The organism is Bradyrhizobium sp. UNPF46 (genome assembly GCF_006658625.1).
In the GTDB taxonomy this organism is placed as follows: domain Bacteria; phylum Pseudomonadota; class Alphaproteobacteria; order Rhizobiales; family Xanthobacteraceae; genus Bradyrhizobium; species Bradyrhizobium nitroreducens.
In genome coordinates this window covers 75293-95424 of sequence record NZ_LFJB01000034.1, presented here as the reverse complement: position 1 = coordinate 95424, position 20132 = coordinate 75293, and the positions used below count along the sequence as shown (strand labels likewise).

Annotated in this window: 23 protein-coding genes; 10 read left to right on the top strand and 13 right to left on the bottom strand. The window is 64.5% G+C overall.

Annotation, left to right across the window (positions count from 1 at the left end; all coding sequences use genetic code 11):
• Positions 1–7 precede the first annotated feature (7 nt).
• The 13 genes from UNPF46_RS15195 to UNPF46_RS15135 form a co-directional block, all read right to left on the bottom strand.
• The gene (locus tag UNPF46_RS15195) at positions 8–586 is read right to left on the bottom strand and encodes a WbuC family cupin fold metalloprotein (RefSeq protein WP_142250525.1); all 579 of its coding nucleotides are present in this window, start codon (positions 584–586) and stop codon (positions 8–10) included.
• On the bottom strand, positions 564–1229 hold the full coding sequence (locus UNPF46_RS15190) for a class I SAM-dependent methyltransferase (protein ID WP_100177021.1): 666 nt from the start codon (positions 1227–1229) through the stop codon (positions 564–566). The genes UNPF46_RS15195 and UNPF46_RS15190 overlap by 23 nt, the downstream gene beginning before the upstream one ends.
• Positions 1230–1254: 25 nt before the next feature.
• Positions 1255–1647 (bottom strand): LIC12192 family sporadic carbohydrate cluster protein, encoded by a 393-nt coding sequence (locus UNPF46_RS15185; RefSeq protein ID WP_100177020.1) that lies wholly within the window; start codon positions 1645–1647, stop codon positions 1255–1257.
• Positions 1640–2446, bottom strand: a complete 807-nt coding sequence (locus UNPF46_RS15180; RefSeq protein WP_142250524.1) for a sporadic carbohydrate cluster 2OG-Fe(II) oxygenase — start codon at positions 2444–2446, stop codon at positions 1640–1642. Before UNPF46_RS15180 ends, UNPF46_RS15185 begins: the two co-directional genes overlap by 8 nt.
• The gene (locus tag UNPF46_RS15175; protein WP_100177018.1) at positions 2443–3561 is read right to left on the bottom strand and encodes a DegT/DnrJ/EryC1/StrS family aminotransferase; all 1119 of its coding nucleotides are present in this window, start codon (positions 3559–3561) and stop codon (positions 2443–2445) included. The genes UNPF46_RS15180 and UNPF46_RS15175 overlap by 4 nt, the downstream gene beginning before the upstream one ends.
• A complete protein-coding gene (locus tag UNPF46_RS15170; RefSeq protein WP_100177017.1) occupies positions 3551–4657 on the bottom strand; it encodes a DegT/DnrJ/EryC1/StrS family aminotransferase in 1107 nt (368 codons plus the stop codon). Before UNPF46_RS15170 ends, UNPF46_RS15175 begins: the two co-directional genes overlap by 11 nt.
• 8 nt (positions 4658–4665) lie before the next feature.
• Positions 4666–5625, bottom strand: a complete 960-nt coding sequence (locus UNPF46_RS15165) for a transketolase family protein (RefSeq protein WP_142250523.1) — start codon at positions 5623–5625, stop codon at positions 4666–4668.
• 10 nt (positions 5626–5635) lie between these two features.
• Complete coding sequence (locus UNPF46_RS15160) at positions 5636–6484, bottom strand: transketolase (protein ID WP_142250522.1); 849 nt, start codon at positions 6482–6484, stop codon at positions 5636–5638.
• Positions 6459–7496, bottom strand: a complete 1038-nt coding sequence (locus UNPF46_RS15155; RefSeq protein WP_181769942.1) for an aminoglycoside phosphotransferase family protein — start codon at positions 7494–7496, stop codon at positions 6459–6461. Before UNPF46_RS15155 ends, UNPF46_RS15160 begins: the two co-directional genes overlap by 26 nt.
• On the bottom strand, positions 7493–8104 hold the full coding sequence (locus UNPF46_RS15150) for an HAD family hydrolase (RefSeq protein WP_246668656.1): 612 nt from the start codon (positions 8102–8104) through the stop codon (positions 7493–7495). Before UNPF46_RS15150 ends, UNPF46_RS15155 begins: the two co-directional genes overlap by 4 nt.
• A 5-nt stretch (positions 8105–8109) precedes the next feature.
• Entirely contained in the window at positions 8110–9111 is a 1002-nt protein-coding gene (locus UNPF46_RS15145) for an NAD-dependent epimerase/dehydratase family protein (protein ID WP_100177013.1), read from the bottom strand.
• A 29-nt stretch (positions 9112–9140) separates the two neighbouring features.
• On the bottom strand, positions 9141–10706 hold the full coding sequence (locus UNPF46_RS15140; protein ID WP_100177012.1) for a PfkB family carbohydrate kinase: 1566 nt from the start codon (positions 10704–10706) through the stop codon (positions 9141–9143).
• 84 nt (positions 10707–10790) lie between these two features.
• On the bottom strand, positions 10791–11807 hold the full coding sequence (locus tag UNPF46_RS15135; RefSeq protein WP_100181129.1) for an SDR family oxidoreductase: 1017 nt from the start codon (positions 11805–11807) through the stop codon (positions 10791–10793).
• A 165-nt stretch (positions 11808–11972) separates the two neighbouring features.
• On the opposite strand from UNPF46_RS15135, the gene UNPF46_RS15130 reads away from it, so the two are divergent.
• The 10 genes from UNPF46_RS15130 to rplL all read left to right on the top strand — a co-directional run bounded on the left by UNPF46_RS15130 (position 11973) and on the right by rplL (position 19981).
• The gene (locus UNPF46_RS15130; RefSeq protein WP_245448253.1) at positions 11973–12560 is read left to right on the top strand and encodes an SIS domain-containing protein; all 588 of its coding nucleotides are present in this window, start codon (positions 11973–11975) and stop codon (positions 12558–12560) included.
• Positions 12561–12572: 12 nt separating this feature from the next.
• Positions 12573–13592, top strand: coding sequence for a lysylphosphatidylglycerol synthase transmembrane domain-containing protein (locus UNPF46_RS15125; RefSeq protein WP_142250520.1), 1020 nt, complete (start codon positions 12573–12575; stop codon positions 13590–13592).
• 85 nt (positions 13593–13677) lie between these two features.
• A complete protein-coding gene (locus tag UNPF46_RS15120) occupies positions 13678–14946 on the top strand; it encodes a class I SAM-dependent methyltransferase (protein WP_142250519.1) in 1269 nt (422 codons plus the stop codon).
• A 356-nt stretch (positions 14947–15302) separates the two neighbouring features.
• Positions 15303–15494 carry a preprotein translocase subunit SecE gene (gene secE / locus UNPF46_RS15115; protein ID WP_026202711.1) on the top strand — a complete coding sequence of 64 codons (192 nt, stop codon included), beginning with the start codon at positions 15303–15305 and terminating at the stop codon, positions 15492–15494.
• Positions 15494–16048: a transcription termination/antitermination protein NusG gene (nusG, locus tag UNPF46_RS15110; protein WP_007602985.1), complete on the top strand. Its 555-nt coding sequence runs from the start codon at positions 15494–15496 to the stop codon at positions 16046–16048. Before secE ends, nusG begins: the two co-directional genes overlap by 1 nt.
• A 225-nt stretch (positions 16049–16273) precedes the next feature.
• Entirely contained in the window at positions 16274–16702 is a 429-nt protein-coding gene (gene rplK / locus UNPF46_RS15105) for a 50S ribosomal protein L11 (protein WP_008136439.1), read from the top strand.
• 6 nt (positions 16703–16708) lie between these two features.
• Positions 16709–17401: a 50S ribosomal protein L1 gene (gene rplA / locus UNPF46_RS15100; protein WP_097658732.1), complete on the top strand. Its 693-nt coding sequence runs from the start codon at positions 16709–16711 to the stop codon at positions 17399–17401.
• Positions 17402–17489: 88 nt separating this feature from the next.
• Complete coding sequence (locus tag UNPF46_RS15095) at positions 17490–18443, top strand: 2-hydroxyacid dehydrogenase (RefSeq protein WP_142250518.1); 954 nt, start codon at positions 17490–17492, stop codon at positions 18441–18443.
• Between the two features lie 587 nt (positions 18444–19030).
• Complete coding sequence (gene rplJ / locus UNPF46_RS15090) at positions 19031–19549, top strand: 50S ribosomal protein L10 (RefSeq protein WP_025037001.1); 519 nt, start codon at positions 19031–19033, stop codon at positions 19547–19549.
• 54 nt (positions 19550–19603) lie between these two features.
• The gene (gene rplL, locus UNPF46_RS15085) at positions 19604–19981 is read left to right on the top strand and encodes a 50S ribosomal protein L7/L12 (RefSeq protein ID WP_100177007.1); all 378 of its coding nucleotides are present in this window, start codon (positions 19604–19606) and stop codon (positions 19979–19981) included.
• Positions 19982–20132 lie beyond the last annotated feature (151 nt).

Genomic DNA, 20132 nt, shown 5'->3' with positions numbered 1-20132 from the left:
GGGAAGTCTACGGTGTCGCCACATGCTCCGCGGCGAGCGCGCCAGTCCTCGTGACGTAGTTCCGGACCTCGGCGGCGTCGCTGCCGTCCGGAGCCCAGTCGGGGAATGCCGTGCGCGAGGGATCGAACGGGCCGGCGGTGGTTTCGTGGAACACCAGCCACTCCGACGTGATCAGGATGGAATGAAAGACCTTCTCCGGCATGCGGTAGTAGCACCGCTTGCCCTGGCCGTAGGGCGCCATCTCGAGCACCTCGCGAATACGGCCGTCGTCCTCGAAGATCACGACCTGCGCAGTGCCCTCGATCACGTGGAACGATTCAGGTTTGCCGAGATGCTTGTGGGGGCGGACATAGGCCTCGCGGTGATGCACGATCAGCATCTCGTGCAGGCCGGACGAGGGATCGGGGTGCGTGCACAGCCGGCTGCGCAGGCGCGGGTTGCCGGCGGCGATGCGCTTCAGCTCCGCGATCGTGGCGTCATCCGCCGTGACGATGGGATCGTCGGAATAATAGACTTCCGGATTTTGCGCCCGCAGCGACGTCGTCCGGTGCGGGCCCGTCGCCTCATTCGAAGAAGATGAACCCATGGTCGCCCCGATAGCCGCATTTGTCGTAGATCCACGCCCAGGTTTCCGGGCCGTGGAAGCTCAGGCAGGTGAGCTGCCAGTAGAGGAGGTTCGCCTTCTCGCGCTCGTTGCGAAAGGATTCCACCATCAGATATTTCGAGGCACCGCGTCCGACGCGCTCGATCTCAGGCACCGCGCGGAACACGTCCTCGAGAGGAAGGTTGTGCAGCACACCGAGCGACACCACGAGGTCGAAGCTGTGATCGGGGTAGGGCAGCTTCACAGCGCTGCCGACCTCGAGCTGCGGCCGCACCTCCTCCTTGGCATTGGCGATCCCGTAGTCGGAGATGTCGATGCCGGCGATCGTGAGGTCGGGGACGAGCTGGGTGAACTCGTAGAGCAAATAGCCCTTGCCGCAGCCGACGTCGAGCACGCTCATGCCGGGCTTGATGCCGTAGCGGTCGATCAGGGTCTGGGCGAGGGGACGCCAGCGTCCGTCATAGCGATAGCCGCCATAGCCGTAGCGCCGGTCGCCATCCCAGTAGTCGCGCCCCCATTGCCGCGCGACGGTAGCGGATTCCGCCTTGTCGTGCTCGACCACGCGCTGAACGTAGTTCCGCCTGGTCGAGGCGTGCATCGATTGGAGCAGGTTGATCTCGCTCATGGGGCTCAACCGGTCCGCGGCATCGTCAAAGGATCGTCGCGTATTTGTTGACCAGCAGGATGTCTTCGATCGCCTGGATGTCTTTCGGCGACGACAGCGTGATTTCCTCGACGGCCGCGTGCAGGTCGCAGCCCTCGCGCAACACGCGGTCGTAGATCTCCCGTCGCCGTGCCTCGTCGGGCGGCAGCATGAAGATGCTGTAGAGGATCATGCCATTCAGGCGAGGCAGCTCGTCCAGGATGTCCTCGAGCACCATGTAGCTGCCGGGCATGATGTGCTCGACGGCGCTGAGCAGAAATTGCAGATTCTTCCGCCGCGCGTAGTCGCGGATCACGATGTTCTGGACGTGCTGCGGGGTGCGGCTGCCGTTCAGCGGCCGCGCGCCGATATAGCCGCGATGGCCGGCTCGCTCAGCCATGGAAGCCTCCCGGCAGCTTGTATTGCATGCCGACCCGAGTCGCCGGACGCAGCAGGATCGGTTCGAAGAACTCGCCGAAGCGCTTGTCCGCGTAGGGCGACATGATGCTCTTGAACCGGCAGTTCATGCTCCAGCGCGTGCCGGGCTCTTCGTTGACGCGATTGCCGTGCATCAGGGTCTGGTTGAACAGCATCACGTGACCATAGGGAATCTCGATGAAGGTCGCGTGCGGCTTGATGGTGTTGTAGAGCTCCTCGGCGCTGCGCAGGTTCGCCATCCGGTCCTGCATCTCGCCGTTCAGCGACGGCGGCAGCAGATACATCGCCTTGGTGTGATGGACGTCCACCAGCGGCACCCACACCACGACCTCGAACGGCGAGTCGCCCGACCACACGTCGGAATGGGTGGCGAGCAGCGAGGAATCGTCGCCGGGCATCTGGATGCTGAGATTGACGCGGCGCTGCATGCAGAGCTCGTTGCCGACGATGGTCTCGATCGTCGAGCGCGCGAGGCGGAAATAGGTCGGCCGGAACCACGCTTCGGCGTTGAGGCCGTTGAAGACGTGCAGCCGCAGGCCGTTGAGATCGTCGACGCTCACGCGGGTATGGATGCTGTCAAGCATCGCATAGGGATCGTTGCTGTGCGGCAGCTTGAGATAGTCCGCCGCGAGCTCGGCGGCGCGCCGCTGGATGCGGTCGAGGCCTGCGCGATCGTCGGCCGGCGTGGTGACGAAGCCGTTGTCGATGAAGCGCCGCGCCAGCGCCTGCTCATCGGCCTGAAGGAAGTCGGTATCCGTCATGCAAAATACTCCCGGGCGGTCGCGCAGATATGGCTGATGTCCGCGGCCGACAGGAACTGGTTGATGGGAAGCGTGAGGATCTGGTCCGCCTGCCGTTCCGTCACCGGGAACGCGCCGCGGCCCTGACCGAGATGCGCCGCCGCCGGCTGCAAATGGATCGGCACCGGATAGTGAATGGCAGTCTCGATGCCCTTGTCGGCAAGATATTTCTGGAAGTCGTTGCGGCGGTCGGTCTGCACCACGAAAGTGTGGAAGGTGTTGAACTCGATGTTGCGGCAGGGCGGAATGAACAGAGGGAGCCCGGCGAGCTCGGCGCGGTATTGCGCGGCGTTGCGTCGCCGGCGTTCGATCACCGAGGGCAAATGACGCAGGCGAATGCGCAGCACCTCGGCCTGCAGCGTGTCCAGCCGTGAGACGATGCCCCATTCCTGGACGTCGCTGCGGTTGATCAGACCGTGATTGCGCAGCCGGCGGATGCGGGCAGCCATCTCGGCGTCGGCGGTGACGAGGAAGCCGGCATCGCCCGCGGCGTTGAGATTTTTCAAGGGATGGGCGGAGAAGCAGCCGAACGTGCCGATGGTGCCGCTCATGCGGCCGTCATAGGTCGAGCCGATCGCCTGGGCGCTGTCCTCGATCACGGCGAGCGCATGCTTTTCCGCGATCGCCATCAGCGGGGTCATGTCGGCCATGCGCCCGGTCAGATGCACCGGCATGATCGCCTTGGTGCGCGGCGTGACGGCGGCCTCGACCGCGGCGGGGTCGATGTTCTGGTCGGGCAGCACGTCCGCAAAGACGGGCGTGGCGCCGACCGCGATGATCGCGGCGGTCGATGCCACGAACGAATTCGGCGGGGTGATCACCTCGTCGCCGGGACCGATGTCGAGCGCCCGCAAGGCGAGGATCAACGCGTCGGTGCCGGAATTCAGCGTCACGACATGGGGCGAGCCGAGATAGGCGGACAGCTCCTCCTCGAGCTTTCCGACCGCCGCGCCGCCGATGAAGTCGCCGCGCTGGAACACGCCCTCGACCGCCTGCATGATCTCGGCGCGCTCTTCCTCGAATTGCGCGGGAAGATTGACGTAACCGATGCGTCGGCGGCCGGTGTCAGCGTCCATGGCAGAACTTCCTGACGGTCTCGATGACGCGATCCTGCTGGGCGCGCGTCAGATGCTGGTCGACGGGGAAGCTGATGACTTCCTTGGCGTGGCGATCGGTGACCGGGAAGGTGCCGGGCGCATAGCCGAGATGCTTGAGGCCTTCCTGCTGATACAGCGGGATCGGATAGTGGATCTTGGCCTCGATGCCGTTGTCCAGGCAGTATTTGTAGAGCTCGTCGCGGCGTTCGGCGAACACCATGTAGAGATGGTAGACGTGCTTCACGTTGGGTCGGCGCGGCGGGACGCGCAGGCCGGGAAGGCCGGCAAGGCCCGCGTCGTAATAGGCCGCGTTCTCGATCCGCCGCCGCGTGATCTCGCTGGTCTGGCCGATCAGCCAGTTGCCGACGACCGCCTGCAGCGAGTCGAGCCGCGAATTGCAGCCGAGGATCGAAATCTCGTCGCGGTTCTTCATGCCGTGGTTGCGGATCAGGCGGAGCTTCTCGTTCATGCCGTCGTCATTGGTGACGACGACACCGGCATCGCCCCAGACGTTGAGGTTCTTGAGCGGATGCAGCGAGAAGCCGGCCGCGATGCCATGGGTGCCGGAGCGCTTGCCGGAAAACTCCGACAGGATGCCCTGGCAGGCGTCCTCGACCACGGGCAAATTGTGGCGCTGCGCGATCGGCATCAGCTTGCCCATGTCGGTGACCTCGCCGGTCAGCTGCACCGGCATGATCGCCTTGGTCTTCTTGGTGATGGCGGCTTCGACGTGGTCGACATTCATGCAGAAGGAATCGTCGCAGTCGACCAGCACGGGCGTTGCGCCGGTTTCCGCGATCGCGCCGACGGTGGCGATGAAGGTGTTGGCGGCGGTGATGACCTCGTCGCCGTGACCGATGCCGAGCGCCTTGAGCGGCAGCTTGAGCGCATCGGTGCCGGATCCGACGCCGATGGCGTGACGCACGCCGATCAGTTCGGCGAAGCGCTTCTCGAATTCGGCGACGGGCTTGCCAAGGGTGAAGTCACCGGTTGCAACCAGCCTGCCGATCTCGGCCAGGATCGGCGCGGGGTCGGAGAATTGCTCGAGCAGATAGGAATATCGAACGTCGTACATGTGACCCGTCAGGTGGAATGGAGTTGAGGAGAGGGAGTGGGCGAGGCGGCAAGCGTGCGCTCGATCGAGGTCGCGATGGCGCCGGCGGAAAGGCCGTGCTTCTTCAGCAGCGAGTCCTGCGAGCCGTAATTGTGCATGAAGCGGTCCGGCAGCGACAGCCGCAGCATCGCGGGCAGGCCCGAGCCGAGCTTGTCGATCAGCGTCTCGGCGACCGCGCTGCCGAGGCCGCCGGAGGGCACGTGCTCCTCCAGCGTCGCCAGCAGCTTGACGCCGCGGATCGCCTGCAGCAGCGCTTCGGTGTCGAGCGGCTTCACCGTGTGCATGTGCAGGATGCCGGCGCGAATGCCTTGCGCCGCCAGCAGGTCGGCTGCGGCCAGCGCCCGCTGCAGCATGATGCCGGTGGTCACCATGAGGACGTCGCCCGGGGGGCGCATCAGGATGGCCTTGCCGATCTCGAAGCCGTGCTCGGCCTTGGAGACGATGGCGTCGCCGCCCTTGCCGAGCCGAATGTAGATCGGGCCCTTCCAGTCCAGCGTGTGCTCCATCATGCGCGCCGCCTCGTCGGCGTCGCAGGGGCAGATCACCGTCATGTTCGGCAGCGCCCGCATGATGGCGATGTCTTCGATCGCCTGATGGGTGGGGCCAAGCGGCGCGTAGACGAGCCCGCCGCCATTGGCGATCAGCCGCACCGGCAGATTGTGCAGGCAGAGATCGACGGCGACCTGCTCGTAGCAGCGGCGGGTGAGGAAGGTCGCGATGGTGTTGACGTAGGGCACGAAGCCCTCCATCGCGAGCCCGGCCGACATGCCGATGATGTGGGCTTCCGAAATGCCCTCGATCAGATGGCGCTTGGGAAACTCCTTGCTCATCGCGCGCAGGGTGCCGGCGCCGGGATCGGAGCCGATGTAGAGCACTCGCTCGTCGCGCGCGGCGAGCTTGTGGACCATGTTCATCGCTGTGTTGCGCATGGGGAGCCGATCAAAAATCGCCGACGGCGACGCGGATGGCGTCGAGCTCGCTGTCGGACAGCTTGTTCTTGTGATGCCAATCCGCGTTGGATTCCGCAGCCGGCAGGCCCTTGCCCTTGACGGTATGGCAGATCACCGCGGTGGGCTTGCCCGGAACGGCCGGAACCTGCTTCAGCACCGTGCGCAGCGCGGCGACGTCGTGGCCGTTCACCTCCTGCACGGCGAAACCGAAGCTGCGCCACTTGTCCGCGAGCGGCTCCAGCGGCAGCACGTAATCGGTGGGCCCGTAGCTCTGCAGCTTGTTGTAGTCGATCATCGCGACGAGGTTGTCGAGGCCGTGCTTGGCCGCGCCCATGGCGGCTTCCCAGACCGATCCCTCGTTGATCTCGCCGTCGCCGAGCAGGACGAAGGTCCGGTAGCTGCGGTCGCGCATGCGGGCGGCGAGGGCAAGGCCGACGCCGATCGACAGGCCGTGTCCGAGCGCGCCGGTCGAGGCCTCGACGCCCGGCACCATGCCGTATTCGGGATGTCCGCCCAAAATGCTGTCAGAGCCGCAGAAGCCGTCCAGCTCCGACAGCGGGAAGAAGCCGCGATCGGCGAGCAGCGCGTAGAGCGCGAGACAACCGTGTCCCTTGCTGAGGATGGCGCGGTCGCGATTGGGATCTTGCGGGTTCTGCGGGTCGATCCGCAGCACGTCGTCGTAGAGCACGCGCACCATCTCGATCAGCGACAAGGCGGGACCAACATGGCCGCGTCCGGCCGAGCGGACAGAACCGAGGACCAGGCGGCGCAAGTAAAGACTGCGCTCGTCCAGCGTGCAGGTGAGGGCGGCTTCAGCGTGGGGTGAGATCTGGATCACGTTGGCAAATCGTTTGATGGAGCCGGCGGGCTTTGTCGAGCTGGCCGGCAAGGCGGACCGTCAGATCGCCACCTTGCGCAGCCAGGGCGCGCCGGGAGCGGCTTTCCGGCAAATAAGCATTCAGGACAATCAGGCACCAAATCGCCCCGAACACAGGATACAGTACGTCCCGGCGGATCGCAAACGCGTCATCCCTAGCCGCGAAGGCTTGCGTGAGGCGTTCGATGAGGCGATTCGCGCTTGTTGCGGGCAGATCGCTGCCGGGGTGGATCGCGGTATCGGACAGCAGTTTGACCGGATCGTCCCAGCCGAAATATTCGAAGTCGATGAAGCGCAGCCGGCCGTCTTCGCCGCGCAGCGCGTTGTGCAGTCCGAAGTCGGACGGGCTCAATGCGCGATGTGCAGGCAAGAGGTCCGCGGCGGGATTCAGCCCCAGTTCCACATAGCGCTGGCGGAGCCGCCGAACCGCGGCGGCGGTGCTGGGAACCAGGCTACCATCGATGAACGCACGCAGGTCCGGATGATCGCTCGAGCCCCGCCGCAATCCGTCGAGGCGCTGCTCATACTGGGCGATAGCTTCCTCGGGCGAAAAGATGCTGGCCGATGCGTTCCGCAAAGTCTGCGCGCCTTCGGCATCGCGCAGCTTCTGCAATTCGATCAGGAAATCGGCGAGCTGGTCGGCATCGCCGTCCTGGGGATGCAGTACCGCCGCTTCGCCGTCGAACCATTGATACAGCGCGCAGAACGCATCCGCGTCCTTCGCGATCGGCTGCGGCGTCGACAGGATGCCGTGGCGCGACAGAAACGACAGCGCGTCATATTCCTGCCCGAGGCGATCGCGCCCGTCGGAGGGATAGTGCTTGAGGGCGAGGGGCGGGCCCTCCGCCATCTCCAGACGAAACACCCTGTTGTTGCCGCCGGACCGCGCCGGTTGGGCGGCCGCGACCCGTGCTCCGGCCAGGCGGCTGCCGATCGAGATCGCATCCTGCGCGCTCAGGTCCGGCTCGCTCATGGCGCGAACACTCCGCGGCTTATATCGGCCCAGGTCGCGAGCGGCTTGCAATGAACGGGATGAGGGGGCCGCGATTGCGTGAACAGGATCGATCGCGTCGCCTTCGGAAAATGCGGCTGCTCGAAGACGTCGACGAGATCGTCGATGAAGATATCGAGATCGAGGCTCGCGAGCCGCTCGACCTTAGCGGCCATCGTGTCCTCGAAATAGACGTTGCCCGCGGCGACGGCCGCATCCGCGGCGTCGATCAGGCCGGCTCCCCGCAGCCAGCCGCGCGCGGCTTCGCGCAGGTCGGTGTGGTCGGGATCCTGGTGGCCGAACTGCGTCTTGTGGCTGACGATGTAGACGCTCGCGCCGGCCTTGCGGCAGCTTGCGAGAAACTCGCGCACGCCAGGATAGATCTCGGCGCCGCCGATGCCCTTGCCGTAGACGAAGCCTTGCAGCCCCTGCCAGGCCAGCTCGCCGCCGGGGCGGGATCGCAGGAAATCCCGAACGTCGGTCTTCAGCCCCGCCCAGCCCTCGGGCACCAGCCCACGCTGGCGCGCGACGGCGGCGAAGACCTTGTCGTAGCAGATGATCGTGTTGTCGAAATCGATGCCGATCCGCACGCCGCTCACTTCAGGCTGATGTTCTGCATCATCTTGATGTTGAAGTACCGGGGATCGTTCAGCGAGTTCGGCAGGCGGCCGGCCTTGAAGGCGTCCACGAGGCCGGAGACGGCCTGCTCGATCGTGTGCGTCGGCGCAAATCCGAGCTCGCGGCGGATCTTCTCCGAGGAGACGTGGTAGGAGCGGAGATCGTCGGTCGGCTCGACGGCGACTTCGACGTTGTTGCCGACCACCGACTTGACGATGTCGGCGATCTTCATCAGCGCGTGGTTTTCGTAGCCGATGTTGTAGGTCTTGCCGTCGATCTTGGCGTCGTCCTGCTGGAGCAGGAACAGATAGGCCGCCGACATGTCCTGGATGTGCAGGTTCGGCCGCTTCTGCGTTCCGCCGAACACACGGATGCGGCCGGTGTTGACCGCGAGGTTGGTCAGGATGTTGACGACGACGTCGAGCCGCTGCCGCGGAGCGTAGCCGCAGACCGTGGCGGGACGAACCGTGCAGGTGACGAAGCCGGAGGCGGCCTCGTCGGCGAGATCGGTCTCGCACATCGCCTTGTACTTCGAATAGTCCGTGAGCGGTTCGCAGGACAGCTCCTCGGTCACCTCGGCCTCGTCCTTGATGCCGTAGACGCTCGACGAGGAGGCGTAGATGAAGCGCTTGATGCCCGCCTTCTTGGCGGCGCGCACCATCGGGCGGAAGCAGTCGTAGTTGATGGACTTGCCGAGCCCCGGATCCAGCTCGAACGAGGGGTCGTTGGAGATGCAGGCGAGGTGGATCACCGCGTTGTTGCCGCGCAGCGCCTCGTTGATCGCGGCCTCATCGCGGATGTCGCCCTTGATCAGGCGAAGATTGGGATTGTCGCGGACGGCGTTGAAGACGTCCTCGCCGTACATGAAGAGGTCGAGCACGGTGACCTTGTGGCCCGCCGCCAGCAATTGCGGAACCAGCACGCTGCCGACATAGCCGGCGCCACCGGTGACCATCACGTTCCATTTCTGATCAATCACTGTCGTTCTCCAGATTTTTTCGGTCGCGCTTACTTCAACAACGCGGTGACAAACTTGACCAGCGGCGCCTTCTCGACCGAGCTGCGGTGACCGACGATGCCGACCTTGATCGCGCCCGCCGCGTTGCCGATGAAGGCGACGTCCTCGATGTTGCCGCCGGCCGCCACCAGCGGCGCCGTGATCGTCAGGAAGGCGTCGCCGGCGCCGACCGTGTCGACCACTGTCTTGGTGAAGGCGGGCACGCGCGCGACGCCGGTCTTCGACGAGAAGGGGTAGCAGCCGAACGAGCCGTGCGTGATGATCATGTTGTCGCAATCGATCTTGCGATGCAGGCCGTCCTCGATCACCGAGGCTATGTCGTTGAACTTGTCGGTGGCGGCGAGCCGCGCTTCCGGCGCGTCGATGCAGATGTAGTCGGCCTTTGGATACTTCGTGATCAGATTGTAGCCGTGGTTGCCGCTGTTGCTCTGGGCGTTGACCGCCAGGAACTTGGAGTTCGCGATCAGCGTCTCGATCGTGCTGGACGCGATCATGCCGTGACCGAAATCGGTGACGATGACGACGTCCGCGCCGCGCACGCGCTCGGCGGTGACGCGGTCGATCTCCTTGCGCGTGGTCTCCTCGAGCGGCGTGTCGTCCATCGTGTAGACTTCGAACAGCTTGTGCAGATAGCCCATCTCGACGTACCGCAATTTTCGGGTGGTCGGGCGGCCCTGGATGCGTATCGGCGTCAGCGTGACGTTCGGGCGGACATGCGCGCGGATGAACTCCTCGGGGTAGTCGTTGCCGCCGAGCGTCGTGACGATCTCGACCGACTTGCAGAAGCTCGCGACGTGGTTGGCCGCGGCGATGACGCCGCCGGCAAACTGCTCGCCGTTCTTGAGCAGGGTCGCGACGATGTTCTCCTTGGACGCCTTTCCGAGCGCCGTGACGTACTGGTATTCGTCGATGATGGTGTCGCCGACCAGCACGACGTGCATGTCCTGGATCTTGTCGATCAGCTTCAGCAGGCGGTCGGCGCCGCCGCCTTCGCGCACCTTCTGCAGGTAGTCGCGCAGGGGAGGATCGTAGATGTCGAAATAGCGGTTCAACAGCGACGACGAAGAGAAGGTCACGTCGCGCGTGAAGACGATGCGCCCGCCATGGCGCTCGACGGCCTCGCGCTCGACGGCGATCTTGCCGGTGACATCGTCCTCGGGGTTCTCATAGTCCGAGCCCTTCACGTAGATGTCGGGGCGCACGGTGTCGAGGACCGGCTCGGCGCTGGAGGTCAGGTTGATGCCGACCCAGTCGACCGTGCCGAGCGCGGCCAGCATTTCGGCGCGCATGTTCTCCGGAAAGATCGGCCGTCCCGGGCCCTTGTTGACGAAACGGTCGGCGGTGATGGTCACGATGACCACGTCGGCCTCGTTGCGCGCCGCCAGGATGTGCCGGACGTGGCCGAGATGCACCAGATCGAACACGCCGTGACAGAGCGCAACGGTCAGGCCCTTGGCCTGCGCGGCGCGCGCGATCTCGCCGAGCTCCTCGATCGTCCTGATCTTGTCGTGTGGGGCCGGATGGACGGCCGGCTTGTCTTTCGGAGCATTACCCATGTGAATTACCCAAAGCGCCGGTAGGTCTCAGATGGCCGCCCGGAAAATGATCGAATCGCAAGCAACGTTATCCGGCGAACCTGTTCAAGAGCTTGCCTTCTGCGGCGAGCCGTTGTCGTCACCGAGATATTTGAACCAATCCTTGGTGGCGTCGGCGATCTTGTCGACCGTCCACAGCGGCGCGTCCTTGTACTGATCCATCGATTTCAGCATCGTCGCGACGCCGTCCTCGAATTTCACCTTCGGCGTCCAGTTCAGGACCCGCTTGATCTTGGTGATGTCGGCGTAGGTGCAATCGGGCTCGCCCGGACGCTTGGGAATATGGACCTTGTCGCCGCCGAGAAGCTCGACCAGCCGGTTGACGCTGTAGGTGTTGTCCGAGCCGACGTTGAGTATTTCGTGCGAGACATCGGAGCGGGCAGCGGTGACGAAGGCGTCGGCGACGTCGCTCACGAAGGTGAAGTCGCGCGTCTGCTCGCCGTCGCCGACCACCGTGAAGGGCTTGCCGGCGAGCTTCTGCGCCATGAACACGCCGAACACGGCGCCGTAGGTGCCGGTGGTCCGATGGCGCGGCCCATAGACGTTGAACAGGCGCAGCGCGACCGCAGGCAGCTTGTAGACCTGGCACCAGTGCATGACGCACTGCTCGCCGAGATTTTTGGTAAGCGCGTAGGGATACATCGGCCGGATCTCGGCGCTCTCCGGCGTCGGATAGACGTCGGGAATGCCGTAGCAGGACGAGGATGCGGCGTAGACGAAGCGCTTGGCGCCGGCGTGCCGCGCCGCCTCGAGAACGTTGACCGTGCCGTCGACATTGGCGCGATGATACGGGATCGGGGACTCGATCGAGGGAACGATGTCCGCGAGCGCGGCGAGGTGGAAAACCCAGTCGATCCCGTGGAAATACGGTTTGATCGATTCGAGGTCGGTGACGTCGGCCCGCACGACCTTCAGCTGGCTCGAATTGGCGCGCGAGGCCAGATTTTCGGGGCGGCCGATCACGAAATTATCGAGCGCGACCACTTCGTGGCCATCGTCGAGGAGGCGGTCGACGAGGTGACTTCCGATGAAACCAGCGCCACCAGTAACAATGCATTTCATGGGGAACATCCGTGACGCGAATGCCCAGCGAAACAGGCCCGCCAATGTTAAGTGAAACCCGAAAGCCGACTATCAGCCGCTCGCCGACTTTGCAAGCATTATACCTTTGCAATCCCTAGTAATAGCCGGTATCAGGGCGTCATGTTGCAGCCGAGCCGCCAGCCCATGCCAGTCGAGTCCGTCGATCCCGATCACAAGGCTTTCCTCGACGACTATGTGGGGCGTCTCCATCGCGCGACGGCGATCGACGATCGCGTTTTCGCTCAGATCTCCGCCACCCGCGCGATCTGGTTGCGCGTGCGCGAGCAGGGCGGCCGCGTCATCTTCATCGGCAACGGCGGCTCCGCCGGCATCGCCTCGCATCTGGCGATCGATCTTGCGAAGAACGCATCGGTGCCCGCGCTCTGCTTCAGCGACGCGAGCATGATGTCGTGCCTTGCCAACGACTACGGGTTCGAGGATTGGATCGCGCACGCCGTGCGGCTGAACGCCCGTGCCGGGGACTGCCTCGTCGCGATCAGCTCGTCGGGGCGGTCGAAGAACATCCTCAATGCGGTTGCGCAGGCGCGCTCGATGAAGCTCGACGTGATCACGCTGTCGGGGATGAATGCGGACAATCCCCTGCGCAATCTCGGCGACGTCAATTTCTTCGTCGACAGCCGCAGCTATAACATTGTCGAGACCACGCACCAGTTCTGGATGATGGCCGCGATCGACCTCGTAATCGGTCGTGCGGAATATCCGGCGTCCTGAGGCGGGCATCCGATGCAGTCGCGATTCAAGCAGGCGGCCCTGTTTTCGGTAAAGCTGCTGCTGTCGATCGCGGTGCTGGTCTACATCGCGCGCGGTCTCGACCTGCAGCGGTTGCGGAGCCATCTGGTCTCGGTCGATCCTTTGCTGTTCGTCCTCGCGCTGGCGCTGATCTTCTTCCAGACCTTCGTGCTCAACGGCCGCTGGGAGCTGATCATGCGCGCGCTCGGCGTGTCGCTGGACTGGCTCGCGGGCTGGCGGATCCTGATGATCAGCCTCTGGTTCAATCAGGTGTTGCCGTCTTCGGTCGGCGGTGACGCGGTGCGGATGTGGCTGCTGCGCCAGCGCGGCGTGCAGTGGCCGGAGGCGGTCAAGGGCGTCGCGGCCGACCGGTTCACGGCGTTGATCGGGCTGATTGCGCTGATGGTGGCCGGATTGCCCTTCCTGTTGTCTCGCGTGTCCGATCAGGCCGCGATCCTGGCCATCGGTGGGCTGACGCTGGCCGGCGTCGCCGGCACCGTGGTTCTGTTGACGCTCGACCGGCTGCCCAAACGCCTCATCGCCCATCGGGCGATCGCAAGCTTCGTCCGGTTCGGGGCGCTGGTCCGGTTCCTTCTCTTGCAGTCCGAGCGCCGCGCTTTGCTGTTCGGGTCGGCGCTGCTCATCCATCTCGTGACCGCGGCGGCCTGCTTCGCCCTGGCGCGCGGTGTCGGAGCGCAGCTCTCGGTGGTGGATGCCGGCATCCTGATTCCGCCCGTGGTGCTGTTGACGGCGGTTCCGATCTCGATCAGCGGCTGGGGTGTTCGCGAGGGGGCGATGGTCGCCTGTCTCGGCCTGGCGGGTGTCCCTTCCGAGGAAGCGCTGTCGGTGTCGCTCCTGCTCGGCGCCATCAGCGTGATCATCGGGCTCGTCGGCGGCGCCATCTGGCTGGCAAGTCCGGAGCGCGGATCGTATTCAGCTGACAAGGCCGCCATGGCGGCGCAGGACGCCCCCAGCTACGACGGGCTGGGCAAGGAAGTTTCGAGCCACCCATGACCCGCTTCAGCTCGTTGCTGCCGGTCTGGACTTCACGGGGTGGGATTGCCTCACCCGATCGCGTATCTCATTTTTCGGTTCCACGATGAAAAACCTGTTCTACGTCCGCCATACCTGCCGCCTCTGTCACTCGGACAAACAAGAGCTGGTCGTCCCGATGGCCGGCATGCCCATCGGCACGCCGAACTTCCAGGTCCCGGACGCCAGCGTCGACGATCCCGTGTTCCGCGCCGCGGTGCCGATGGCGCTGCATCTGTGCAGGGATTGCGGCCATCTCCAGATTCTCCATGTCGGCAATCCCGAGGTCCAGTACCGCAACTACGTCTACACGACCTCGCTCTCGCTCGGCCTGCGCGAGCATTTCGCCGGCTATGCCAACGACGTCGTCAGCCGCTTCGGCATCGCGCCGGGCTCGCTGGTCGTCGAGCTCGGCAGCAACGACGGATCGTTGCTCGGCTTCTTCAAGGAGCGCGGCATGCGGGTGCTCGGTGTCGATCCTGCGGTCGACATCGCCAAGCGCGCGACCGAGGCGGGGATCGAGACGATCGGCGACTTCTTCACCGATGCGATCGGTCACCGCATCCTGCAGAGCCACGGTGCGGCAAGCGTCGTGATCGCCAACAACATGATCGCCAATGTCGACAATCTCGATCCGCTCGTGATCGGCGTCCGCGACGTGCTGGCGCCGGACGGCTTGTTCGTGTTCGAAACGCAATACGGCGTCGACGTCACCGAGAAGAACCTGCTCGACACGGTCTATCACGAGCATCTGTCCTATTTTAACATCAAGCCGCTGATCCGCTTCTTTGCCCGGCTCGGCATGGAGCTGATCGACGTCCAGCACATCTGGACCAAGGGCGGCTCGATCCGCGTGACCGTGCAGCGCGCCGGCGGCGCCAAGAAACCCTCAGCTGAGGTTGCGCGCTTCGTCGCCGAGGAAGAGCGGCTCGGCGTCGATCAGCCGGCCTATTATGCGCCCTATGTGAAGCGGATCGCCGCCATCCGCGACGAACTGGTTGCGATGGCCGACGCCGCCCATGCGCGCGGTCAACTGGTCGCAGGCTACGGCGTGTCCGTGGGCACCACGACGCTGCTGCCGCAGTTCGGCCTGGAGAACAAGATCGACTTCCTGGTGGACGACGACCCCAAGAAGGGGAACGTGATGGCAGGTCCCGGCTACGACATCCCGATCCTGCCGCCGGCGGCCCTGTACGAGCGCAAGCCGGCGTTCGTCGTCGTCTTCGCCTGGCGCTATGTCGACCCGATCCGGGCCAAGCACGCCCGCTATTTCGCCGAAGGCGGCAAGTTCGTGGTGCCGCTGCCGGGCATCTCCATGGTCGACCGGGCCGACTGACGGTCGCCCAGGGCCGCCGCCAGCACGAGGAGGGCGGCCCGGCCGGTTCGAACGTCAGGAGCCCAGGCGGCCGGTGCGTTAAGCCGTTGATTCGCATGGGCTCTGGCGGAGGTCGCCGCGGACGAGGGGCGGTTTGGCCAGCGCGCCGCTACCTTGACGTTTGGCCTCATCCGCAGTAGATACCCCGCACTCGCTGCCGGCCCGTTAGACGCGGATCTCCGGCGCGGCTTTGAAATCCCCGAACAATCGAGCCCGGATTCCGGCTCATCCTTCGAGACAGAGGGCTGGGCCAACGGCGGCTGTTCGGATCCCTGAAATTCATTCGCGTCTGTCGACGGACGTTGGACATCAAAACGATGGCAGTCAGCCCGTTCAAGTTCTTGCAGGAAGTGCGCTCGGAGACCGCCAAGGTCACCTGGCCGACCCGCCGCGAGACCACGATCACCACCATCATGGTGTTCGTGATGGTCGCCGTGGCCTCGATCTTCTTCTTCGCCGCCGACCAGATCATCCGTGTCCTCATCACCTACCTTCTGGGCATTCACTGATGGCAACCGCAACCGCTCAACTGTCCGACAAGCGCTGGTACATCGTCCACGCCTATTCGAACTTCGAGAAGAAGGTCGCCGAATCCATCCGCGAGCAGGCCAAGCAGCGCGGGCTCGAGGAGCTGTTCGAGCTGGTGCTGGTGCCGACCGAGAAGGTCACGGAAGTGCGCCGCGGTCGCAAGATCGACGCCGAGCGCAAGTTCTTCCCCGGCTACGTGCTGGTGAAGATGAAGCTCACCGACGAGGCGTTTCATCTGATCAAGAACACGCCGAAGGTCACGGGCTTCCTCGGCGCTGAAAACAAGCCGATGCCGATCTCGGAAGCCGAGGCCATGCGGATCCTGCACCAGGTGCAGGAGGGCGTGGAACGGCCGAAGGCGTCGGTGTCGTTCGAGATCGGCGAGAACGTGCGCGTGGCCGATGGCCCGTTTGCCTCGTTCTCGGGCGTTGTCGAGGAAATCGACGAGGCGCGTTCGCGCGTGAAGGTCGCGGTGTCGATCTTCGGCCGCGCAACGCCCGTCGAGCTGGAATTCGGTCAGGTCGAGAAGGTCTGATCCGATGCTGTCATTGCCGGGCTTGATCCGGCAATCCATCTGCTTCGTGACAAAGCACTTTACGAAGCGGGATGGATGCCCGGGTCAAGCCCGGGCGTGACGAGAGTGGAGGCGGCGACGTCTCTGAAGAGGCCGTGGGAGGACGAGGGCGGTTGCCAGCCGCCCGTTGATCCCGACCACGAACCTGAAACCGCCGGCGGCATGCCGGCACAACAGGAGTGATACATGGCAAAGAAAGTGACCGGATACCTGAAGCTTCAGGTCCCGGCCGGTGCGGCGAATCCTTCGCCCCCGATCGGTCCCGCGCTCGGTCAGCGCGGTCTCAACATCATGGAGTTCTGCAAGGCGTTCAACGCGCAGACCCAGAAGGAAGAGAAGAACACCCCGATTCCCGTCGTGATCACGATCTACGCCGATCGTTCGTTCACGTTCGAGATGAAGACCCCCCCGATGTCGTTCTTCCTCAAGCAGGCTGCCAAGATCCAGTCCGGCTCGAAGGCGCCGGGCCGTGACAAGGCCGGCAAGGTGACCAAGGCGCAGGTGCGCGAGATCGCCGAGAAGAAGATGAAGGATCTCAATTGCGACACCATCGAGTCGGCCATGAAGATGGTCGAGGGCTCTGCCCGTTCGATGGGTCTGGAAGTGGCGGGGTAAGCGGTCATGGCAATCGGAAAGCGTTTGAACAAAGCCCGCGAAGGTGTTGACCGCGAAAAGCTTTACCCGCTCGCGGAAGCCATCAAGATGGTCAAGGAACGCGCGAAGGCGAAGTTCGACGAGACCATCGAGGTCGCGATCAATCTCGGCGTCGATCCGCGTCACGCCGACCAGATGGTCCGCGGCGTCGTGACCCTGCCGAACGGCACCGGCCGTACGCTCCGCGTCGGCGTGTTCGCCCGCGGCGCCAAGGCTGACGAAGCCAAGGCCGCCGGTGCCGACGTCGTCGGCGCCGAGGATCTGGTCGAGAAGGTGCAGAACGGCTCGATCGATTTCGACCGCTGCATCGCCACTCCCGACATGATGCCGCTGGTCGGCCGCCTCGGTAAGGTGCTCGGCCCGCGCGGCCTGATGCCGAACCCGAAGATCGGCACCGTGACCATGGACGTCACCGGTGCGGTGAAGGGTGCCAAGGGCGGCTCGGTCGAGTTCCGCGTCGAGAAGGCCGGCATCCTGCAGGCCGGCGTCGGCAAGGCCTCGTTCACCGAGGAGAAGCTGGTTGAGAACATCAAGGCTCTGGCCGATGCGGTCTCGAAGGCAAAGCCCGCGGGCTCCAAGGGCACCTACATCCAGCGCGTTGCGGTGTCCTCGACGATGGGCCCCGGCGTGAAGGTCGAGCCGGGCACCATTCTCGGCTAAAGGTTTGGAAATTGCATGAGGCGAGGGGCGGAATCGGGCAACCGATTCCGCCCCTCGTCGTTTGTGGCGGCACTCACCGGAAACAACAATGGCTGACAAGGTCCTGATCTATTCGCGCTTTCCCAAGACCATGATGGCGCGCTTCGCCGAGCGGTTCGATCTGCTCGACACCGGCGGCAAGCCCGCGCGCGAGGTGTTTCCGGCGGACGAGCTCAGTGGCATTCGCGCGCTGCTGACCGGCGGCGCCCAGCCGCTCGGCGCGGAAGCGATGGACCAGTTTCCGAAGCTCGGCGCCATCGTCTGCTACGGCACCGGCTATGACGGTATCGACCTGAAGGCGGCAGCCAGCCGCAACATCGCGGTCGGTCACAGCCCCGGCGCCAATGCCGCCTCGGTCGCCGATATCGCGATGACCCTGATGCTGGCGACGACGCGGCGGATCCTGGTCGCCGACCAGTATGTCCGCGGCGGCGATTGGGCCGCCTCGAAGCAGTCGCCGATGATGCGGCCGCAGGCCGGCATGCCCGGCCGCCGCATCGGCGTCTACGGCATGGGCGAGATCGGCCGCAAGATCGCCGCGCGCTGCGCCGCTTTCGAGAGCGAGGTCGGCTATTTCAGCCGGACCAAGTACGATCTGCCCTATCAATATTTCCCGTCGCTGGAGGCGCTGGCCGACTGGTGCAGCGTGCTGATGATCGCGGTCCGGGCGGGAGCCGAGACCCAGCACGTCGTCAATGCGGATATCCTGGGGCGCCTGGGCGCCGACGGCTACGTCGTCAACATCTCCCGCGGCTCTGTCATCGACGAGAAGGCCCTGGTCGCGGCGCTCTCCGACAAGACCATTGCCGGCGCCGGCCTCGACGTGTTCGAGAAGGAGCCGCACGCCCCCGACGCCCTGACGGCGCTGCCGAACGTGGTGTTTGCCCCCCATATCGGCGGCCACACCCTCGAATCGCATGTCGCCATGCAGAACTGCGTGCTGGCGAACCTGACCGCGTTCTTCGAGGGCAAGCCGCTGCCTTACGCGGTCAAATCGGCCTGAATCGGCCCTTGTCAGCCGGCCTCAAGGCCCGCCGGCAACGGATTGGAACTGGTGTGAATTTTGCTCTTGGCAAGCAGGCAAGGAGCGGTTAAAGAACCGCTTCCGGACGTGCCGGCCTCGGCTGGCGCGTTCGTGCACGCATTCCGAAAACCCGATACGACAGGAGATCATTCCTTTTCAGGACGTCCGCGAGGATTTGCCCGAAAAGGAAGGAAAATCCGTCGGTTGGTGGGATGCGGGCAGAGGTCGGGCGGTTCGCCGTCTGACCTTGTCCTGTCCAAGACTGCAGGCGCTTGCGGGAAATTTCGATTTCTCAACGGCTTAATCGTATGGCCTGCATAGACGGGTGAAGACCGGATTTCACTTCGCGTCCAGCTTTAAGGGCTGGCTGCGCGAAACGGGTCTGGTTCGGACCTCGACACGCCGTGGGCCTTAGCGGGCTCCCGGAGGGCAGGCTTTGAATTGTCGTCTCGCCCGGCGCGTGTCCTTCAGGGTTTTGGCCCCGAGGTTCAGGTTTTGGGTGGGACGATGGGTGTAACCCGGCGGTCCCGCTTCTTGCGATGACCGCCAACCGGAGAGAGCTTGCTGTGGAACGAGCGGCAAAAAAAGAGGCGGTCGAACAGCTCAATGAGGTCTTCAAGACCACGAGCGTCGCGGTCGTTGCTCAATATTCCGGCCTCACCGTCGCCCAGATGCAGAAGCTGCGCCAGCAGATGAAGCAGGCGGGTGCCGCGGTGAAGGTCTCGAAGAACCGTCTCGCCAAAATTGCTCTTGAAGGCACTGACGTCGTTGCCATCGGCCCCATGCTGAAGGGACCGACCGTGATCGCCACTTCGAACGATCCGGTAGCGGCGCCAAAGGTCGCCATCGAATTCGCCAAGGCGAACGAAAAGTTCGTCATTGTCGGCGGCTCGATGGGGAAGACCGTCCTGAATGTCGACGGCGTGAAGGCTCTTGCCTCGCTGCCGTCGCTTGACGAACTGCGCGGCAAGATCGTCGGCCTCATCGTGGCCCCGGCGACCAAGCTGGCCCAGCTCGCCAACGCGCCCGCGGGCAAGCTCGCGCGCGTCATCCAGGCTCATGCCTCAAAGGGCGAAGCGGCCTGACGCCCTTCGCAAAACTCAAACCCGAACCAGACTTACACGTAAGGAAACTGAACAATGGCTGACCTGCAGAAGATCGTTGACGACCTCTCGAGCCTCACCGTGCTCGAAGCTGCTGAACTGGCGAAGCTCCTTGAAGAGAAGTGGGGCGTTTCGGCTGCCGCGGCTGTCGCCGTGGCTGGCCCGGCTGGCGGTGGCGCTGCTGCTGCTCCGGCGGAAGAGAAGACCGAGTTCACGGTCGTTCTCGCCTCGGCTGGCGACAAGAAGATCGAGGTCATCAAGGAAGTCCGCGCCATCACCGGTCTCGGCCTGAAGGAAGCAAAGGACCTCGTCGAGGGTGCTCCGAAGCCGCTGAAGGAAGGCGTGAACAAGGAAGAAGCCGACAAGATCAAGGCCCAGCTCGAGAAGGCTGGCGCCAAGGTCGAGCTCAAGTAAGCACTGCTTACTGGCGCGGGATCCCGGGCGGAAAGCCCGGGATCCTTGTCTCGCCCTCAAGCAGGGCAGATGCAAAAGGCGTGCGACGGAACGTCCCGACGCGAGCCGAACACGAAAAAGTGTGGGGATTTGCGGGCTTAACCCTCGAATC

Bases quoted from the DNA above. Each gene is read 5' to 3' on its own strand.
- UNPF46_RS15155 (WP_181769942.1), bottom strand. From the start codon at position 7,496: ATGAGCGAGCCGGACCTGAGCGCGCAGGATGCGATCTCGATCGGCAGC.
- UNPF46_RS15130 (WP_245448253.1), top strand. From the start codon at position 11,973: ATGCCAGTCGAGTCCGTCGATCCCGATCACAAGGCTTTCCTCGACGAC.
- UNPF46_RS15125 (WP_142250520.1), top strand. From the start codon at position 12,573: ATGCAGTCGCGATTCAAGCAGGCGGCCCTGTTTTCGGTAAAGCTGCTG.
- UNPF46_RS15190 (WP_100177021.1), bottom strand. From the start codon at position 1,229: ATGAGCGAGATCAACCTGCTCCAATCGATGCACGCCTCGACCAGGCGG.
- UNPF46_RS15095 (WP_142250518.1), top strand. From the start codon at position 17,490: ATGGCTGACAAGGTCCTGATCTATTCGCGCTTTCCCAAGACCATGATG.
- UNPF46_RS15175 (WP_100177018.1), bottom strand. From the start codon at position 3,561: ATGGACGCTGACACCGGCCGCCGACGCATCGGTTACGTCAATCTTCCC.
- secE (WP_026202711.1), top strand. From the start codon at position 15,303: ATGGCAGTCAGCCCGTTCAAGTTCTTGCAGGAAGTGCGCTCGGAGACC.
- UNPF46_RS15135 (WP_100181129.1), bottom strand. From the start codon at position 11,807: ATGAAATGCATTGTTACTGGTGGCGCTGGTTTCATCGGAAGTCACCTC.
- UNPF46_RS15180 (WP_142250524.1), bottom strand. From the start codon at position 2,446: ATGACGGATACCGACTTCCTTCAGGCCGATGAGCAGGCGCTGGCGCGG.
- rplA (WP_097658732.1), top strand. From the start codon at position 16,709: ATGGCAATCGGAAAGCGTTTGAACAAAGCCCGCGAAGGTGTTGACCGC.
- UNPF46_RS15195 (WP_142250525.1), bottom strand. From the start codon at position 586: ATGGGTTCATCTTCTTCGAATGAGGCGACGGGCCCGCACCGGACGACG.
- UNPF46_RS15165 (WP_142250523.1), bottom strand. From the start codon at position 5,625: ATGCGCAACACAGCGATGAACATGGTCCACAAGCTCGCCGCGCGCGAC.
- nusG (WP_007602985.1), top strand. From the start codon at position 15,494: ATGGCAACCGCAACCGCTCAACTGTCCGACAAGCGCTGGTACATCGTC.
- rplL (WP_100177007.1), top strand. From the start codon at position 19,604: ATGGCTGACCTGCAGAAGATCGTTGACGACCTCTCGAGCCTCACCGTG.
- UNPF46_RS15120 (WP_142250519.1), top strand. From the start codon at position 13,678: ATGAAAAACCTGTTCTACGTCCGCCATACCTGCCGCCTCTGTCACTCG.
- UNPF46_RS15170 (WP_100177017.1), bottom strand. From the start codon at position 4,657: ATGTACGACGTTCGATATTCCTATCTGCTCGAGCAATTCTCCGACCCC.
- UNPF46_RS15185 (WP_100177020.1), bottom strand. From the start codon at position 1,647: ATGGCTGAGCGAGCCGGCCATCGCGGCTATATCGGCGCGCGGCCGCTG.
- UNPF46_RS15140 (WP_100177012.1), bottom strand. From the start codon at position 10,706: ATGGGTAATGCTCCGAAAGACAAGCCGGCCGTCCATCCGGCCCCACAC.
- rplK (WP_008136439.1), top strand. From the start codon at position 16,274: ATGGCAAAGAAAGTGACCGGATACCTGAAGCTTCAGGTCCCGGCCGGT.